Origin of the sequence: Paraburkholderia sartisoli (assembly GCF_900107685.1) — a bacterium.
Taxonomy (GTDB): Bacteria; Pseudomonadota; Gammaproteobacteria; order Burkholderiales; family Burkholderiaceae; genus Paraburkholderia; species Paraburkholderia sartisoli.
Genome location: NZ_FNRQ01000004.1, coordinates 182,226 through 199,324 on the forward strand (window position 1 = coordinate 182,226; position 17,099 = coordinate 199,324).

Below are 17,099 nucleotides of genomic sequence, written 5' to 3' on the forward strand. Positions count from 1 at the left end.
GACAGTATCCGCCTTCATCGCGGCGAACGTCGGGGCGAACTTCAGCGCCGCCATATCCGGTGGCGGCGGTCACGCCGGTCCGCTCGCGCGTCACGCGCCCGATACCCCACAACCTAGTTGCGCAGGTTCGCCTCGTAGAAACGCACGTAACCGCTGCGCAGCACGAGGCACTGCGCCCGTGTTTCCGACAGCAGCCTGCGCGTCGCGGCCTCGATGTGTTCACGGTGCGTGGAAAATGCGCCGACCATGTCCTCGAGACGCGTCGATGCGGCCCCGTAGTGGTCTTCCAGCGTTTCGGCGGTAATCATGCACTCCACCCTCTCGCCATCGACCATTACCGGGAATGCCAGGGTAAGTTCTTGTCCCGAGTATTCAGGGGTTTCGTTCAGGAAAATGATCTGCATGGGAATCGCCTTTCGGGTGACGAACAATCAATCGGGGCCACACATGTCTGCTAAAAGCGCCTCCTGACCGGTTACATGCGCGGATGACAGCCGCACGTCCGTAACGTGACACGCCGGGCGGCTGATTTTATTCACTGTAGACGACTTCTGCCGGGCTGCAAGTTTTCCATTTCGCGCTCACCGTCGCGGTGCGATTCATTTGTAGCGCCGGCCCGCGCCGGCCGTGGATTCCCGGCTTTTCTCGGGCATTTCCCGGCCGGGTGCGTCGCGGCAGGTGGCGAAACGTCGTCACCTGTCGCGCCCCCCGTTTTCTCCCGCATGTGAAGACCTGGACGCATCTTGTATGATGGAGAATCTATCCGCCTTCATGCTGCAGTGCGCCATGAACAGCGATGGCGATTCGCGAGGCTACGCATCTCGCGGGCGCGTTCGGAAAGAACCGGAGACATGCATTGACGCAACGCTATTCGACGCCGCCCGCAACGGCGCTTCCGGATGTCATCGCAACGGCCCACGCGCGCTCGTTGAGCGTCGGGCTGCGCGCAGCCGAAGCACCCGATTTCCATCCGCTGCGTCGCCCCGCTTTGCGCGAACTCGTCGAGAGCAATCACGCGCTGTGTACCCATGCGTTGCCGGTGATGGAAACGCTCTATGCGCAGATCGTCGATACGCAGAGCATGGTGCTGCTCACCGATAACGAAGGCGTCATCCTGCACACCTTTGGCGACAGCGACTTCGTCGAAAAAGCGAATCGTGTCGCGCTGTGCGCGGGTGTGTCGTGGGCCGAATCGGATCGCGGCACGAATGCAATCGGCACCGCACTCGTCGACGGACAGCCGACGGTCGTTCATGCCGACGAGCATTTTCTTCACGCGAACCGGATTCTCACCTGCTCCTGCGCACCGATTGCCGACCCGTTCGGGCGCACGATCGGCGCGCTCGACGTAAGCGGCGACACACGCGGCTTTTACAAGCACACGCTGGCGCTCGTGCGGATGTCCGCGCAGATGATCGAAAACGTGATCTTCACGAACCAGTTCACCGACGCCATCCGCATTCATTTCCACGCGCGCGCCGAATTCATCGGCACGCTGTTCGAAGGACTCGCCGCATTCGCACCGGACGGCCGGTTTCTCGCCGCGAATCGCAGCGCGCTGTTCCAGTTTGGACGCCCGCTCACGACCCTGCAAACGCAGACCTTTCCCGAACTGCTGGGCATGACGCTGCCGGCGCTGCTGAACCACGCGATGCACCGGCCCGGCGAATGCATGACGCTCACGCTGCCAAGCGGCGTGCGCGTCATCGCGCGCGGCGAATATGCAGCCGGCGCGCGACAGGTGTTTCGCGCGCCGGCCGATGAAGGTTTCGAAGCGGGCGCGCGGTCGATGCGTCCCGCACGCCCGGCAAACGCGCCGGCCGAGAACGTGACGTTCGCGACGCTCGATACCGGCGACGAGCAGATGTCGGCGGTCCTTCGGCGTGTCGAGAAAGTGCGCGGCCGGGACATTCCGATTCTCGTGCTCGGGCACACCGGCACCGGCAAGGAATGGCTTGCGCGTGCGATCCATAACGGTTCGCCGCGTCGCGATGCGCCGTTTGTCGCGGTGAACTGCGCGTCGCTACCCGATACGTTGATCGAAGCCGAACTGTTCGGCTACGAAGATGGCGCGTTTACCGGTGCAAAAAAACGCGGCAACGTCGGCAAGATTGTTCAGGCAGACGGCGGCACGCTTTTTCTCGATGAAATCGGCGACATGCCGCTCGCACAGCAGGTTCGGCTGATGCGCGTGCTGCAGGAGCGCAACGTCGTGCCGCTTGGCGGAACCCGTGCGATTCCGGTCGACCTGCGTGTGGTCTGCGCGACGCATCGCAACCTGCGCGCGATGATCGAAGCCGGCACGTTTCGCGGTGACCTGTATTACCGCATCAACGGGCTTGTCGTCACGTTGCCGGCGCTGGGTGAACGAACGGATCTCGCCGCGCTGGTCGCACGCATGCTCGATCTGCAACGCGACAGCGACGCCGCTCCAGCGCGTGTTTCGAATGCCGTGCTCGAACGCTTCCAGCGTTGCCGCTGGCCAGGAAACCTGCGGCAAATGGCGAACGTGCTGCGTACGGCGGCCATCATGGCGGAAGGCGAGGACGAGATCGGGCTCGAGCATCTGCCGGACGATTTCCTGCAGGACTGCGACGCCGTACCCAGCAAAAGCCATGTGTCGCTGTCGATGTCGACACTGCGAGACGCCAGCGCGATGCCGGGGAACATGCAGGACTGGCAGGCGACGCTGATCGAACAGACGCTGGGGCGCAACGCAGGCAACGTATCGGCGACGGCGCGTGAGCTCGGGCTCGCGCGAAATACGGTTTACCGTTATCTGCGGCAGCGGCGCGCGCACTAAAACCAGCGGCGCACACAACGCAGACCCGATTCACATGACGCGGCGGCTTAAGCTAAGCTTGCGCGTTCTCGACACCTTCCCGTGATTGCCGGGCAAACCCGTCATGGCCTGCCGACCCTTTTCCGAACCTGATTCAAGCGCCAGCGTTGATAACGACAACGACGCGCGAACGTTCCTAGTGCGCATCGAGCCGTTGGGAAAAACATTTGATGCGCCGGATTCGCTGACCGTGCTCGAAGCCGCCGGCTTCGCCGGCTTGCGGCTACCGAGATCGTGCCGCAACGGCACATGCAGAACGTGCATGTGCCAGCTGAAGGAAGGCCGGGTGCGATACACGATCGAATGGCCCGGCCTGACCCAGGAAGAAAAGGCCGAAGGCCTGATCCTGCCCTGCGTGGCGATTGCCGCGTCGGATCTGGTGATCGACGTGCCTGATATGGTCGACGCAGTCGAACTCCAGCAATCCTGAGCGCGAACTTACATGCGCGAACCCAGTGCGCGCTCGATCTTCTGATCGGTCTTGTACTGGCTCAGTGCGTACACCGACCAGATTGCAGCCGGAATCCAGCCGATCAGCGTGATCTGCAGGATCAGACAGATGATCCCGGCGAACGGACGTCCGATCGTGAAAAACTGGAACCACGGCAGGATGATGGCAAGCAATAGACGCATGTCTGTTTCTCTTTCTGCAAGTCGCGCGCTTTCGACACGCGGTTAATCAATCGATCGGCGTAAACCGCGAAACGGTCATGCCTTCGTGTTCGACAGGCTCGAAAAACACCGAAGCCGGACGGGTCCAGATCGTACCATTCGCCGCGCGGTAGACGATCATCGTCACGCCCGGGTCCGATTCCAGCGTCGCCTCGCAGACCAGTTCATAGATGCCGCCCTTGTAGTGCCGGTAGCGCACGGATTCACTCCTCTTCAGATCGTTGCAGCAGCATATAACGCACGGGTTCAGCTCGCGTTTTCCTTCATCTGCTTCAGATGTTTGTAGACGGTCGCGCGTCCCATGCCGAGCACGGCGGCCACATAGTTCGCCGAACTCCTGCCACGGAACGCGCCTTCGGCATGGAGCGCCTCGACCAGTTCGCGCCGGTGGTCGCGCGTGAGCGCATTCAGGCCGATCTGCCGCTCGCGCAGCCAGCCATGCAAAAACGTGTTGATGCGATCCTGCCAGTCGTCGCGAAACAGTTCGTCCGGCTGCGCGACGATGCCCGCGCCCTTGATGAACAGATCGAGCGTGGAGCGCACGTCTTCGAATACCGCGATATTGAAATTGATGCACATCATGCCCGCTGGCTTGCCAGCGTCGTCGAACAGCACGTTGCTCACGCAACGCATGCGGCGACCGTCCCAGTTCAGCTTTTCATACGGGCCGATCACCCGTTCGCGCGCCGAGTGGTCGACTTCCTCGAGCGCCGAATCGTCGCCGATTTCGCGTCTCGACAGGTTGTTCGCGAGGTACAGCACCGTCTGGTCGCGCAGATCGTGGATGACCACTTCGGCGTACGGGAAAAAGAGCGTCGCGATACCGTCCGCGAGCGGGGCGTAACGGGTAAGCAGCAGGTCTTTGACAGGTGACGACTTTTTCTTGCGCATGGGTTCTGTAAGCACGTGGGGCGGATCGGAACGCACTGCCATGTTCCGGCAGTGCTGGCGGGCGCGGAGGAATCGTCGCCACCCGGAACGTTTCTGTCAAGCGTCGCGCGGCGCGCGCAGATGCTGCAGCAGTCCGTACGCAATCGCCACGTCTTCCAGCCCGAGACCGATCGAGCGGAAAAACACGGGCTTTTCGTACGTCGGGACCGGACACGCGCCGCAGAGCAGTTCCGGCAGGTCACCCACCACGCGTTGCGCGGACCAGCCATGCCGCGCGGCGGCCAGCATCATTTCACCCGCGCTGCCTGGCGTCGTGCGGCGGTAATCGCAATACACGTCCATATCCGGCAGCCACGCGGGATCGATCTCGTGCGCGTTCGCGACGTTCGTGCTGATCGACGTGACGAGCGCGGGCCGCGTGAGCGCGCCTTCGGGCAGCACAGGTGTGCCCGACGACGTGCAGAGCATCACGACGTCCGCATCGCGCACACAGTCCTCGACGTTCGCGCTGAACGTCGCGCGCGCGTCGATTGCGCGGATCGCGGCCTGCTTCGCCGGATCGCGCGGCAGGTCGGGCGAAAACACACGGATCGATTCCCATGGCCGCAGCCGCGCGACGTGCCGCAGATGCGCCTGCGCGATTGCGCCAGAACCGACGATCGCCAGATGCCGCGCACCCGCGACAGCGAGATGCCCCACCGCGAGCCCCGTTGTTCCGGCGGTGCGTTCGGTCGTCAGCAATCCGGCGTCGCACCACATCAGCGGCTGGCCCGTTTCCATCGACATCAGCGCGGTCCACGCCGTCACGACCGGCCGGCCGCCCGTCACGATATAGGGCGAAAGCTTGGCGCCGAACACCTTCGCCTGCGCCATGACGCCGAGGTACGTGATGAAGTCGCCGGCCTGAGCGGGAAAGAGCGTGAGCGTCTGCGGCGGCTGCACGGCGTTGTCCTCGCCCAGCGCACGAAACATCGCGGCGAGCGCGCCCGCTACATCCAGCGCGGGTAACGCGCGCCGCACGGTGTCTTCATCGACGATCAGCGGCATCGCCTGTTCATTTCTGCTCATACGTATTTCTCCAGATCGGGGCGCCCGCGAAAAGCGGGTTGCACAGCTTAAATTGTAGACATAGAGTCTACTCTAGACTATTTGAAGCCAATTCAATGAAATCCCTTATAGTCCACAATAGACTTTCAGTCTATATTCGATCCACGGATTCGCCGTTTTCACCCTGACCCGCAGTTCCACCCACCGTCCAGGAACCGTCCATGAAACTCAAGCTCTCACTTTGCCTTGCAGTCGCCTTTGCCGGACTCGCAGGCACCGCCCATGCCGCCGACACGCTGCGCTTCGGTGTCGAAGCCGCCTACCCGCCGTTCGAAAGCAAAAGCCCGTCGGGCGAACTGCAGGGCTTCGACATCGACGTCGGCAACGCTGTCTGCAAGAAAATGAACGTGAAATGCGTGTGGGTCGAAAACTCGTTCGACGGCCTGATTCCCGCGTTGCAGGCGCGCAAGTTCGACGTGATCAACTCGGCCATGAACATCACCAGCAAGCGCAAGCAGAGCATCGATTTCACGCCGCCGGTCTATGTCGTGCCGATCGTGATGGTCGCAAAACGCGATTCGAAACTGCTGCCCGACGTGAAGAGCCTGCAGGGCAAGCGGGTGGGCGTGCTGCAGGGCTCGTCGCAGGAAGATTTCCTGAAACAGCACTGGGCGACGGCGGGTGTTTCCATCGTGTCGTATCAGGACCAGGACCAGGTCTACGCGGACCTCGTCGCCGGCCGGCTGGACGCGGCCGTGCAGGAAGCACAGACCGTGCAGGACGGTTTTCTCGACAAACCGGAAGCGCGCGACTTCGCGATTCTCGGCGCGCCGCTGAGCGACCCGGCAACCCTAGGCGAAGGCACGGGGCTCGGCCTGCGCAAGGGCGACCAGGCGTTGAAGTCGAAAGTGGTCGCCGCGCTCGATTCGTTGAAGAAAGACGGCACGTTGAGCGCGCTCTCGCAGAAGTACTTCAAACGCGACATCATTGCGAAATAAGCCAGTCCTGATCAGAGTCGACAGCTTCGAGCCGCGCCCCGTGCGACTCGAAGCAGGAACTGGCGGCGCGTGATCGCGCGGACGGAACGCGCGCCGCACGTCTGCCGTTTCCCCCACTCCCATTTTCAGGCGCACAAGCGGAGCCTATGGATTTCGACGTCATCGTTCTCGGAGCCGGCATTGTCGGCGTGTCTTCAGCGCTGCATCTGCAGGATCGCGGCAGGCGCGTCGCGCTGGTCGACCGCCGCGGCCCCGGCGAGGAAACGAGCTTCGGCAACGCCGGGTTGATCGAGCGGTCTTCGATCGTGCCGTACGGCTTTCCGCGCAACCTCGGCACGTTGCTGCGCTACGCGCGCAACGCCTCGACCGATCTCTACTGGGACTACAAGGCGATTCCGTCGTACGCGTCGTGGCTCGCGCGTTTCTGGTGGGAATCCTCACCGGCGCGGCTGGCGGGCGCCGCGCGCGACATGCTGCCGCTGATCCAGCGTTGCGTGACGGAACACGACGCGCTGATCGCACGCGCGGGCATGGACGCGCTCGTCCACGACGGCGGCTGGATCGAGGCCTTTCGCACGCAGTCGGCATTCGACAGCGAAGCACCGGCTGCCGAAGTTGCTGCCCGTGAAAACGGCCTGCGCGTCGTCGCGCTCGACGCCGCCGCACTCCGGGCGCGCGAACCCGGTCTCGCGGAAGGATTCCGCGGCGCGCTGCACTGGCTGGACCCGAAAAGCGTCGCCAGTCCGGGGGCGTTGACGAAAGGCTATGCCCGCCTGTTCGAGGCGAGTGGCGGCGCGATCCTGACGGGCGACGCAACCTCGCTGCGCGCCGAAGATGACGCCTGGACGGTGCAGACCGCAGCCGGCCGGATCAGCGCGAAGGAAGTCGTCCTCGCGCTCGGCCCCTGGTCGGACACGGTGTTCGGTCCGCTCGGCTACCGCATTCCGCTGCGCGTGAAGCGCGGCTATCACATGCACTACGAGCCGGCGCGGCAGATTCTGTCGGTGCCGGTTGTCGATTCGGAAAAGGGCTACGTGGTCGCGCCGATGCAGGGCCGGCTGCGGCTCACGACAGGCGTCGAAATCGCGCGGCGTAACGCGCCGCCGACAGGCGTGCAGCTCGAGCGCGCGGAACGGATCGCGAAGCCGGTGTTCGGCCTCGGCGCACGTACCGATGCGGCGCCGTGGCTCGGCATGCGCCCATGCACGCCCGACATGCGGCCGGTCATCGGGCCTGCGCCGCGCCATCGCGGGCTGTGGTTCGCATTCGGCCACAACCATCACGGCTTGACGCTCGGCCCCGTCACCGGGCGCCTGCTCGCGGAAATGATGACGGGCGCGCCGCCCTTCACCGATCCACGTCCATACCGCGCGGAACGATTCGACTAGAACGGGCGCAACATGGATCTCGCGGCGCTCCGGGACGTTTCGCCGGATGGCCGCAGGAACGCCGGCCGTAGAACGTCCTTGTGCCGCAACCCGCCAGTGCGGGAAACTTTTTGCTATCCAAGCCGTCGCATTTAGTGCATCATATTGGAATAGCTGTACTTCGAATTTGCAGTACAGGCAGTATCGATCGGCACCAACCGGCGTCTCCGCAATACCCCCGACAGTTCGACCGCCGCCCGTCGGCGATCCCGTCACTCCGGCAATGCGCTTGTCGCACTCATGGCGCATTCGCTGTCGCGAGTCGTGCTTTTTCATGCGCCCAGTGCCCACGCGGCATCGGCGTGTTTCTTCTCCATCGAATCCGCGAATCAGCGCGGTTGAGCGCAAGTCTCGTTGAAGCGGGCTGGCGCGATTCTTTTTTCGTGCGGCGCGCCGTCAGGCTGCGCCGCCAGACCGGTCGTTCCCGTGCGTCACGCGCGGGACATGCGGGTCACGTATTACAGGACATAGCGTTTTATGACTCAAGCTGTCAGGACCTACAAAGGCTTTGAAATTCACCCGCTCGTGTATCCGCGTCGTCATTCCGACGAGCAGACGCGACGCAACCCCGACGCCGGCTACGAAGCGTCGGTGCGCATCTGCCGCGTTGGCGCGAACCCGTCGGCCGATGGCCGCGTGTTCCGGCTGCCGCATCTGTGGCCGTTCGAAGGCACGGGCAAGGCGCGTCTCGCGTGCATGGCGCACGCCGAGCAGCTGATCGACGGCCGCGTGGACGGCCAGACGGTCGCCGATCTTTAAGCGGCATCGTCGTACACATCTGGCATTGATTGACGGGCGCGCCACGACGCTGCCTTTTACCGCATCACACGCTTCGCCGGCATCCGGTCGAAGCGGCCCAAACTCATTGATCAGGAGCTATGCATGGCGAAAGAAGAACTGCTTGAACTGGACGGTATCGTCGACGAAGTACTTCCGGATAGCCGTTACCGCGTGACGCTCGACAATGGCGTCGTGGTAGGCGCATATGCGTCCGGACGCATGCGCAAGAATCACATCCGTATTCTCGCGGGCGACCGCGTGACGCTGGAACTGTCGGTCTATGACCTGACGAAAGGCCGTATCAACTTCCGCCACAAGGACGAACGCGCCAGCGGCGGCGGTGGCGCCCGCAACTCGCAATTCCGTCGGCGCTAGGCCGGCCGTGGCGGCCCCTTTGAGGCAATCGGGGTAGCCGCTGTATCTCTCGTTCGTGGGTCCGTCGGGCGCATCCGCTATTCGCTGAACAGCGCGCCCGGATTGCTGCCGGATTGCAGGCGGACCTGCTGAACGACACGCTCCTCAAGGTCTTCGAGGTGAACCCGCATCGCATCCAGCGCGGCATGCAGCCTGCCTGCATCGAGCGCCGCGATGATCTGCGCGTGTTCATCGGCGGAGCAGGTCGATCCTTTCGATGGATCGTACAGCGCCTTGTATAACTCGGTCTTTCCGACCAGTTGCATCACCAGCCCCAGCAATTCCGTGCCGCCGGCGAGTTCCGTCAACAGGACGTGAAACTGGCCCGCAAGACGCACCGTTTCATCGACGCGGCCCGCGTGCTGCGCTTTCTCTTCCTGACGCACATGCGCGGTGAGGCGACGCTTCTGCTGCGCCGTCAATGCGCCGCATAGCGCGGCGACCACGCCCGCCTCCACGATCTGCCGCGCGCGATACACCTGCCGGATGTCTTCTTCGGAAGGCGCCGGCACGAACGCGCCGCGATGCGCTTCCTGCACCAGCTTTCCCTCGAAGCCAAGCCGCGCCAGCACCTTGCGCAATGCGCCGCGCGTACAGCCGAACGCCGCCGCCAGATCCCGCTCGACGAGCTGTGTGCCCGGGCGCAGCTTGCCTTGCAGCAACGCAGCGGTAATCGACGCGTAAATGCGTTCTTCGACGCTGATCGGCTCAGGTGCGTCGCCGACAGCGGGCGACGCGGTTTCGGCAGTTGAAGATAAACGTCGGGCGCGTGTGGTCATGGGGAGGTGAATAGCGGCAGGCAAAGTCTGGCGGCATTGTAGCGACACACACGGCTCCCAGGCCATCGACTGCGGCACACCCGGAACCCGGAATACCAGACATAGCGATCTGGTTAACCATTTTACCGTAAAATGGTTAACCATTACACAACACAGAAGCACGCCTGCGCGTGCGGTGTGTCCCGTCTGCAAGGTCGCCACTTGCCCTTTCCACTCATTCCGACAAAGGTTCCGTGAGTCAATCTCCCACCACTGTCCGCCCGTGCGCGGACACGCCCCGCCCCTCTCCCGCCGTGCAGGCGCTGACCTGGCGCGACACCGTGTGGTTGTGCGCGATCGTCGTTGTGGGCGTGAACCTGCGGCCGCTTCTGAGCTCGATCAGTCCGCTCATGGCGGCGATTCGCGAGGCAACCGGCCTCAGTTTTTATGGCGCGTCGCTGTTGACGAGCCTGCCGGTCGTCGCCATGGGGATCGGCGCGTTCGGTGCTGGCGCGCTCACGCGCACCGTCGGCGAAACGCGCGGCGTTGCGCTCGGTCTTCTTGCGATCGGGCTTGCGTGCGCCGCGCGCTGGACGGCGCAAACCGGCGCCATGCTGCTGTTCACGGCGGCACTGGCGGGAATCGGCGTCGCGTCGATCCAGGCGCTGCTGCCGGGCGTGATCAAACAGCGTTTCGGCATGCGCGTGCCGCTGGTGATGGGCGTGTTCTCGGCGTCGATCATGGGCGGCGGCGGGCTGGGCGCGGGGCTCAGTCCGTGGATCGCGCAGCTTGCCGGTTCATGGCACGCCGCGCTTGCCGTCTGGGCGTTTCCCGCGCTCGTGGCGCTCATCTGCTGGCTTTGGCTGAACCGCCGGCGTGCCGTAAATCCTGCATGCCTTTCGTCCGCCTCGCGCCACGATTCGCCACGGCCTTGCGTCAGTCTTGTGCGCAACCGCCGCGCGTGGGCACTAGGGCTGTACTTCGGGCTCGTCAACGGCGGCTATACGAGCCTCGTCGCATGGTTGCCCGCGTATTACCTGCAGCACGGCGCCGATGTCGCCACCAGCGGTTCGCTGCTGGCCGGCATGACCGTGTTTCAGGCCGCCGCCGCGCTGTTGCTGCCGCTCGCCGCGGCGTCGTTCCGCGACCGGCGGCCGTGGCTTGTCGCGGGTCTTGCCGCGCAGCTTGCGGGCATCGTGGGGCTCACCGCGTGGCCCGAAGCGGCACCCCTGCTGTGGGTCGCCCTCATGGGCGCGGGTCTCGGCGGCACGTTCGCGCTTACGCTTGTCACCACGCTCGATCACTCCGGCGACCACCGGGTCGCCGCGCGGCTCGTCGCCTTTGTACAGGGCATCGGTTTTATCGTCGCGGCAGCGGCGCCCATGCTGGCCGGCTTCGTGCGCGATCTGACGGGGACTTTCACAGCCGCGTGGATCATGCTGGCAGTGACCATCTCGGCGATGATTGCGCTGACGCTTGTGTTTTCTCCGCGAAGTTATGAGCGGGCGATGGCGCGAAGCGCGGCCCTTGAAACACTCTTATAGATTCGCTCAAAGATTCGCCAAATGATCCGCCATAAACAATATAAATACTTGTAAATAAACAGTTTTAATTAGTTTTATATCGATGATAAGATTCGCCATGTGATCCGCCAAAAGGTCCGCCATGGCACAGTCTTCTTCGAAATATCCGTATTACGCCGTCCATCAGATGCATCCGCTTCTGCCCTCGGAGCCGAGGCTGGACGGGCTGCGCCCGCTCGCCGCCCAGGTGATTGGCGACGCCAAGGATCTCGCTGCCCACGGCATGCCGCATCTGCGCGATCTGCTGCGCGATGCGCTGCGCCCGATGAACTCGTACTACACGAACAAGATCGAGGGCCAGCACACGGAGCCGCTTCTGATCGAACAGGCGATGCAGCAGGACTTTTCAAGCAAGCCCGCGGAAGCCCGCAAGCAGCGCATTGCAGTGGCGCATATCGCCACCGAGCAATGGGGCGAACAGACCTTTCCCGCTTTCGATTCGAGCGTCTTTTTCGAGGGCGCCGTGGTGCAGGCGATCCATCGCCATCTGCACGACCAGCTCTCACCCGCCGACCTGACCCAGATCGACGACGAAGGCCGCGAAGAAACCATCGTTCCGGGTGCGTGGCGCACGCGCGGCGTCAAGGTGGGCGCGCATATTCCGCCCGACCCCGCCACCGTACCCGCATTCATGGACGAATGGCAGCGCGGCTATCGTCACGCACGCGCCGGCGAAACCGCTGTCATCGCGCTGATGGCGGCGCATCACAGGCTCGCGTGGATTCACCCGTTTCTCGACGGCAATGGCCGCACCGCGCGTCTGCACACTCATCTCGGGCTTTCGGCGCTCGGTCTCACGCAGGGATTGTGGTCGCCCATGCGCGGGCTCGCACGCGAACAGTCGAGCTATTACGCATATCTGATCGCCGCGGACCAGCCACGTCAGGGTGACTACGATGGTCGTGGAGTTCTCTCCGAAAAAGGCCTCGTCGACTTTATCGAGTTCGGCATGAATATCTGTCTCGACCAGGTTCGCTTCATGAATGGCATGCTGGACATGCGCGCGTTCGAAGCAAGACTGGCCCAGATGCTCGCCGCCGAAGGCACACGCGAAGCCACGCGCTATCTGCGCGCCGAGGCCGCGCAGCCGCTGGCGTGGCTGGGCACGGTAAGCGGAATGGACCGGGCGCGCTTCAAGGGCATGATGGGGCTCGCCGCACGCACCGCCGATCGCGTGCTCGCCGATCTGCTGACGCTTGGCATCGTGCGCTCCAGAACGCCGAAAGGGCCGATTGAACTGGCGCTGCCGCTCAATCTTTTCCGCTATCTGTTTCCGCGTTTGTGGCCCGAGGCCGAATCGAATACCGCCTGAACCCCCATGAAATCCGTGGGCGCTCCCCACGCGTCACGAACGAACCACAAACGGTCCACGAACGCGCCGACCCGCGCCAAGTCTGTGCGACGACGCGGGCGACGCACTGCTGCGGTGCAATATACGATCCGTGGCCCTTTCCCCAAAACCCGCACCCAGCAAGGCTTTGCGCCGATGCGGCAAGATGGCATGGCTGTTGCTAAATAGCTATCGCACCTTGCAACGGCGCAGGGATGCATGAACCGGACACCGCGCGGCACACGCTACGCGGACCACGCAGCGAAACGGCACAGCGTGCCGTTCATCGGTCGGGCAATGGCGTTCGACGTTTGTCGTATCCGGCACATCATCCGGATGCGATCCGACGACGGAACTATCATGGACCGCAGCTTCTGGCGTAACGGCCACACCCCCACGCTGTTTTCCGCATTCCTCTATTTCGATCTGAGCTTCATGGTCTGGTATCTCCTCGGACCGCTGCAGATCCAGATTGCCCACACACTGTCGCTCACTACCCAGCAACGCGGTTTGATGGTCGCCACGCCGATTCTGGCCGGCGCGATCCTGCGTGTGTTCATGGGCATGCTCGCCGATCGCATCGGCGCGAAGCGTGCGGGCCTGATCGGCCAGGTGCTCGTGATCGCGAGCCTTCTCGTCGCGTGGCGCACCGGTGTGCATTCGATGGGCCAGGTGCTGCTGTTCGGCGCGGCGCTGGGTGTTGCGGGCGCATCGTTCGCCGTGGCGTTGCCGCTCGCCTCGCGCTGGTATCCGCCGCATCAGCAAGGCACCGCGATGGGCATCGCCGGTGCGGGCAATTCCGGCACCGTGCTCGCCGCGCTGTTCGCGCCGGTGCTGGCCGTCGCGTTCGGCTGGCAGAACGTGTTCGGCATCGCGTGCATTCCACTCGTCGCCGTGCTGGTGTTCTATACGCTCAAGGCGAAGGATGCGCCGGGCGTCGTCGCGCACAAGCATCTGCGTGACTACGCTCGCATGCTCGCCAGTCGCGACGCGTGGTGGTTCATGTTCTTCTACTCGCTGACGTTCGGCGGTTTCTCGGGTTTTGCCAGCGCGCTGCCGGGCTACTTCCACGACCAGTTCGGTTTCGATCCGAAGCTGGCCGGCTGGGCCACCGCCGCCTGCGTGTTCGCGGGCTCGGTGATGCGTCCGTTCGGCGGGCTGATGGCCGATCGCATCGGCGGCACGCGTTCGCTGCTCAACGTGTTCGCGGCGGTTGCGGTGCTGATCGGTCTCGCGGGCTTTGGCGCAGGCGGTCCGCTCGTCACGCTGCCGCTCTTCATCGCGGCGATGCTGTGTCTCGGCGCGGGCAACGGCGCCGTGTTCCAGCTCGTGCCGCAGCGCTTCGCGAAGGATATCGGCGTGATGACTGGCCTGATCGGCATGGCGGGCGGCGTAGGCGGCTTTGCGCTGGCCGCGAGCCTCGGCTCGATCAAGCAGGCCACCGGCGACTATTCAATGGGTCTGTGGCTTTTCGCCGCCCTGGCCGCGCTCGGCTGGGCCGGCATGAGCAATGTGAAGCGCCGCTGGCGCAGTGCGTGGTCGGTTGCAGCCGCACGCGTCTGAACGGGAATCCCTCATCATGAACAAACCTCGCCTCGTTGTAATCGGCAACGGCATGGCCGGCATTCGTACGATCGAAGAACTGCTGACGATCGCACCGGGCCATTACGACATCACCGTATTCGGCTCGGAACCGCATCCGAACTACAACCGCATTCTGCTTTCGCCGGTGCTCGCCGGTGAGCAGGCATTCGGCGACATCATCCTCAATTCGATCGAGTGGTATCAGGAAAACGACATCACGCTCCATCTCGGCAAGACGATCGAACGGATCGACCGCGTGAAGCGCGTGGTAGTTGCCGGCGACGGCACCGAAGCGCCCTATGACCGTCTGCTGGTCGCAACCGGCTCCACGCCGTTTATCCTGCCCGTGCCGGGCAAGGATCTGAAAGGCGTGATCACGTATCGCGACATCCGCGACACGCAGATGATGATCGATACGGCCGCGGTGAAGCGTCACGCGGTCGTGATCGGCGGCGGCCTGCTTGGCCTCGAGGCCGCGAACGGACTGAAGCTGCGCGGCATGGACGTGACCGTCGTGCATCTGGCCGACACGCTGCTTGAGCGTCAGCTCGATTCGACCGCGGGCAAGCTGCTGCAACGCTCGCTCGAAGAACGTGGCCTCGCGTTTTTGCTGGGCAAATCGACGTCGGAGATCGTGGGTAACGAAGCGGGCGAAGTCAGCGCGGTCCGCTTCAAGGATGGCGAGACGATATCCGCGGATCTCGTCGTGATGGCCGCCGGCATCCGTCCGAATACGACGCTTGCCGAAGCGGCCGGCCTGTACTGCAATCGCGGCATCGTCGTGAGCGATTCGCTGCAAACTTACGATCCGCGTATCTATGCGGTGGGCGAATGCGTGAACCATCGCGGCATTGCGTATGGTCTCGTCGCACCGCTCTTCGAGCAGGCGAAAGTCTGCGCGAACCATCTCGCGCTGCTCGGTATCGGCAGCTACAAGGGCTCGGTCCTGTCGACGAAACTCAAGGTCACCGGCATCGACCTGTTTTCCGCCGGCGATTTCATGGGCAGCGAAGGCACCGAGGAAATCGTGCTGTCCGATCCTTCGGGTGGCGTCTACAAGAAGCTCGTCATCAAGGATGATCAACTCGTCGGCGCGTGCCTTTATGGCGACACCGCCGATGGTGCGTGGTATTTCAAGCTGCTGCGTGAAGGCCGCAAGCTCGGTGAACTGCGCGACCACATCATGTTCGGCGAATCGAACGTTGGCGATTCGGGCGTGCAGGGTCAAAGCCGCGCCGCCGCGATGGCCGACAGCGACGAAGTGTGCGGCTGCAATGGCGTATGCAAGGGCACGATCGTCAAGGCGATCACGGAGAAGGGCCTCTTCACGCTCGACGAAGTGCGCAAGCACACCAAGGCGTCCAGCTCGTGCGGTTCGTGTACGGGCCTTGTCGAACAGATCCTGATGAGCACGGTCGGCTCCGACTTTCAGGAGACGCCAAAGACCAAGGCGATCTGTCATTGCACCGATCGCAATCACGGCGACGTGCGCAAGGCGATCCGCGACCATCGTCTGGTCACGCATCGCGAGGTGTATGACTTCCTCGAATGGCGCACGCCGAACGGCTGCGCGACCTGCCGCCCCGCCGTCAACTATTACCTGCTTTCCACGTGGCCGCGCGAGGCCGTCGACGATCCGCAAAGCCGCTTCGTGAATGAGCGCGTGCATGCGAACGTCCAGAAAGACAATACGTTCTCGGTGATTCCGCAGATGAAGGGTGGCGTGACGAACGCGGCCGAACTGCGCCGCATCGCGGATGTCGCCGACAAATACAACGTGCCGATGGTCAAGGTCACGGGCGGCCAGCGGATCGACCTGCTGGGTATCAGGAAGGAAGACCTGCCCAATGTATGGAAAGACCTCGGCATGAAGTCGGGCCATGCCTACGGCAAATCGATCCGTACCGTGAAAACCTGCGTGGGCAGCGAGTTCTGCCGCTTCGGCACGCAGAACAGCACGCAGATGGGCATCGATCTCGAGACGATGCTCGCGAACATGTGGTCGCCGCACAAGGTAAAGCTCGCCGTATCCGGCTGCCCGCGCAACTGCGCGGAAGCGGGTATCAAGGACGTCGGCGTGATCGCGGTGGATAGCGGCTGGGAACTGTATGTGGGCGGCAACGGCGGCATCAAGACGGAAGTCGCGCAATTTCTCGTCAAGGTGAAAACGTCGGACGAGGTCAAGGAATATTCGGGCGCGTTCCTTCAACTGTATCGTGAGGAAGCATGGTATCTCGACCGTACCGTGCATTACATCGAACGCGTGGGACTCGACTACATCAAGAAGAAGGTCGTCGACGACGCGGCAAACCGCAAGGCGCTGTACGAACGGCTGCTGTATTCGCTGGAAGGCTTGCCTGATCCATGGGACGCACGCATTGCCGGCAAGCAGAAGCATGAATACATCCCGCTCAAAGTCGTGGCCTGAGGACGACACCATGGACATGAAAGTGACTCAAGAATGGACCCGTATCTGCCTGGTCGAGGATATTCCGCCGCTTGGCAGCCGCGTGCTCGAACGCGAAAGCGGCAACGTGGCGATTTTTCGCACCGCGCATGACAAGGTGTTCGCGCTGCTCGACCACTGCCCGCACAAGGGCGGCTCGCTCTCGCTTGGCATCGTGCATGGCGAAAGCGTGACCTGCCCGCTCCACGCATGGAATATCGACCTTGCGAGCGGACAGGCGCGCGCGCCGGATGAAGGCTGCGCGCGGCATTTCCCGGTGCGCGTCGACGCGGATGGTTCGATCTATCTCGGCCTGGGCTGATCCGG

Annotated in this window: 17 protein-coding genes; 11 read left to right on the forward strand and 6 right to left on the reverse strand. The window is 63.5% G+C overall.

What is annotated here, in order from left to right; translation table 11 throughout:
- Window positions 1-113: 113 nt before the first annotated feature.
- Entirely contained in the window at window positions 114-404 is a 291-nt protein-coding gene (locus tag BLV45_RS14680) for a DUF1488 family protein (RefSeq protein WP_090534223.1), read from the reverse strand.
- 452 nt (window positions 405-856) lie between these two features.
- Between BLV45_RS14680 and BLV45_RS14685 the strand changes: the two genes are divergently transcribed.
- Window positions 857-2,803, forward strand: a complete 1,947-nt coding sequence (locus BLV45_RS14685; protein ID WP_090534678.1) for a sigma-54-dependent Fis family transcriptional regulator — start codon at window positions 857-859, stop codon at window positions 2,801-2,803.
- Between the two features lie 85 nt (window positions 2,804-2,888).
- Complete coding sequence (locus tag BLV45_RS14690) at window positions 2,889-3,272, forward strand: 2Fe-2S iron-sulfur cluster-binding protein (protein WP_245753276.1); 384 nt, start codon at window positions 2,889-2,891, stop codon at window positions 3,270-3,272.
- Window positions 3,273-3,280: 8 nt separating this feature from the next.
- Here BLV45_RS14690 and BLV45_RS14695 read toward each other — a convergent pair whose 3' ends face one another.
- Genes BLV45_RS14695 through BLV45_RS14710 form a run of 4 tightly spaced genes read right to left on the reverse strand, consistent with a single transcriptional unit; the run spans window position 3,281 to window position 5,473 of the window.
- Window positions 3,281-3,475 (reverse strand): YqaE/Pmp3 family membrane protein, encoded by a 195-nt coding sequence (locus BLV45_RS14695; protein ID WP_090534227.1) that lies wholly within the window; start codon window positions 3,473-3,475, stop codon window positions 3,281-3,283.
- A 46-nt stretch (window positions 3,476-3,521) separates the two neighbouring features.
- Window positions 3,522-3,713: a DUF1653 domain-containing protein gene (locus BLV45_RS14700; protein WP_090534229.1), complete on the reverse strand. Its 192-nt coding sequence runs from the start codon at window positions 3,711-3,713 to the stop codon at window positions 3,522-3,524.
- Between the two features lie 47 nt (window positions 3,714-3,760).
- Entirely contained in the window at window positions 3,761-4,447 is a 687-nt protein-coding gene (locus BLV45_RS14705) for a helix-turn-helix transcriptional regulator (protein WP_281246315.1), read from the reverse strand.
- 54 nt (window positions 4,448-4,501) lie between these two features.
- The gene (locus BLV45_RS14710; RefSeq protein WP_090534231.1) at window positions 4,502-5,473 is read right to left on the reverse strand and encodes an ornithine cyclodeaminase family protein; all 972 of its coding nucleotides are present in this window, start codon (window positions 5,471-5,473) and stop codon (window positions 4,502-4,504) included.
- 200 nt (window positions 5,474-5,673) lie between these two features.
- Between BLV45_RS14710 and BLV45_RS14715 the strand changes: the two genes are divergently transcribed.
- The 4 genes from BLV45_RS14715 to infA all read left to right on the forward strand — a co-directional run bounded on the left by BLV45_RS14715 (window position 5,674) and on the right by infA (window position 9,032).
- Complete coding sequence (locus BLV45_RS14715; protein ID WP_090534232.1) at window positions 5,674-6,450, forward strand: ABC transporter substrate-binding protein; 777 nt, start codon at window positions 5,674-5,676, stop codon at window positions 6,448-6,450.
- 146 nt (window positions 6,451-6,596) lie between these two features.
- The gene (locus BLV45_RS14720; protein WP_090534234.1) at window positions 6,597-7,838 is read left to right on the forward strand and encodes an NAD(P)/FAD-dependent oxidoreductase; all 1,242 of its coding nucleotides are present in this window, start codon (window positions 6,597-6,599) and stop codon (window positions 7,836-7,838) included.
- Window positions 7,839-8,354: 516 nt separating this feature from the next.
- Window positions 8,355-8,636, forward strand: coding sequence for a hypothetical protein (locus BLV45_RS14725; protein WP_090534236.1), 282 nt, complete (start codon window positions 8,355-8,357; stop codon window positions 8,634-8,636).
- Between the two features lie 123 nt (window positions 8,637-8,759).
- Entirely contained in the window at window positions 8,760-9,032 is a 273-nt protein-coding gene (gene infA / locus BLV45_RS14730; protein ID WP_090534238.1) for a translation initiation factor IF-1, read from the forward strand.
- 77 nt (window positions 9,033-9,109) lie between these two features.
- Here the strand turns inward: infA and BLV45_RS14735 are convergent, their stop codons facing one another.
- On the reverse strand, window positions 9,110-9,850 hold the full coding sequence (locus BLV45_RS14735) for a GntR family transcriptional regulator (protein ID WP_090534240.1): 741 nt from the start codon (window positions 9,848-9,850) through the stop codon (window positions 9,110-9,112).
- Between the two features lie 233 nt (window positions 9,851-10,083).
- Here BLV45_RS14735 and BLV45_RS14740 point away from each other — a divergent pair, with 233 nt between their 5' ends.
- The 5 genes from BLV45_RS14740 (at window position 10,084) to nirD (ending at window position 17,094) form a co-directional block, all read left to right on the forward strand.
- Window positions 10,084-11,373 carry a cyanate transporter gene (locus tag BLV45_RS14740; RefSeq protein ID WP_407671017.1) on the forward strand — a complete coding sequence of 430 codons (1,290 nt, stop codon included), beginning with the start codon at window positions 10,084-10,086 and terminating at the stop codon, window positions 11,371-11,373.
- Between the two features lie 121 nt (window positions 11,374-11,494).
- Entirely contained in the window at window positions 11,495-12,724 is a 1,230-nt protein-coding gene (locus BLV45_RS14745) for a Fic family protein (RefSeq protein ID WP_090534245.1), read from the forward strand.
- A gap of 378 nt (window positions 12,725-13,102) precedes the next feature.
- The gene (locus BLV45_RS14750) at window positions 13,103-14,305 is read left to right on the forward strand and encodes a nitrate/nitrite transporter (RefSeq protein WP_090534247.1); all 1,203 of its coding nucleotides are present in this window, start codon (window positions 13,103-13,105) and stop codon (window positions 14,303-14,305) included.
- Between the two features lie 16 nt (window positions 14,306-14,321).
- On the forward strand, window positions 14,322-16,754 hold the full coding sequence (gene nirB / locus BLV45_RS14755; RefSeq protein WP_090534249.1) for a nitrite reductase large subunit NirB: 2,433 nt from the start codon (window positions 14,322-14,324) through the stop codon (window positions 16,752-16,754).
- A gap of 16 nt (window positions 16,755-16,770) precedes the next feature.
- Window positions 16,771-17,094 (forward strand): nitrite reductase small subunit NirD, encoded by a 324-nt coding sequence (gene nirD, locus BLV45_RS14760; RefSeq protein WP_090534681.1) that lies wholly within the window; start codon window positions 16,771-16,773, stop codon window positions 17,092-17,094.
- Window positions 17,095-17,099: the final 5 nt, after the last annotated feature.

What these genes read in the sequence shown, in the direction of transcription:
- BLV45_RS14680 (WP_090534223.1), bottom strand. Translation starts at nt 404, where the DNA reads ATGCAGATCATTTTCCTGAACGAAACCCCTGAATACTCGGGACAAGAA.
- BLV45_RS14695 (WP_090534227.1), bottom strand. Translation starts at nt 3,475, where the DNA reads ATGCGTCTATTGCTTGCCATCATCCTGCCGTGGTTCCAGTTTTTCACG.
- BLV45_RS14705 (WP_281246315.1), bottom strand. Translation starts at nt 4,447, where the DNA reads ATGGCAGTGCGTTCCGATCCGCCCCACGTGCTTACAGAACCCATGCGC.
- BLV45_RS14710 (WP_090534231.1), bottom strand. Translation starts at nt 5,473, where the DNA reads ATGAGCAGAAATGAACAGGCGATGCCGCTGATCGTCGATGAAGACACC.
- BLV45_RS14715 (WP_090534232.1), top strand. Translation starts at nt 5,674, where the DNA reads ATGAAACTCAAGCTCTCACTTTGCCTTGCAGTCGCCTTTGCCGGACTC.
- BLV45_RS14720 (WP_090534234.1), top strand. Translation starts at nt 6,597, where the DNA reads ATGGATTTCGACGTCATCGTTCTCGGAGCCGGCATTGTCGGCGTGTCT.
- BLV45_RS14725 (WP_090534236.1), top strand. Translation starts at nt 8,355, where the DNA reads ATGACTCAAGCTGTCAGGACCTACAAAGGCTTTGAAATTCACCCGCTC.
- infA (WP_090534238.1), top strand. Translation starts at nt 8,760, where the DNA reads ATGGCGAAAGAAGAACTGCTTGAACTGGACGGTATCGTCGACGAAGTA.
- BLV45_RS14735 (WP_090534240.1), bottom strand. Translation starts at nt 9,850, where the DNA reads ATGACCACACGCGCCCGACGTTTATCTTCAACTGCCGAAACCGCGTCG.
- BLV45_RS14745 (WP_090534245.1), top strand. Translation starts at nt 11,495, where the DNA reads ATGGCACAGTCTTCTTCGAAATATCCGTATTACGCCGTCCATCAGATG.
- BLV45_RS14750 (WP_090534247.1), top strand. Translation starts at nt 13,103, where the DNA reads ATGGACCGCAGCTTCTGGCGTAACGGCCACACCCCCACGCTGTTTTCC.
- nirB (WP_090534249.1), top strand. Translation starts at nt 14,322, where the DNA reads ATGAACAAACCTCGCCTCGTTGTAATCGGCAACGGCATGGCCGGCATT.
- nirD (WP_090534681.1), top strand. Translation starts at nt 16,771, where the DNA reads ATGAAAGTGACTCAAGAATGGACCCGTATCTGCCTGGTCGAGGATATT.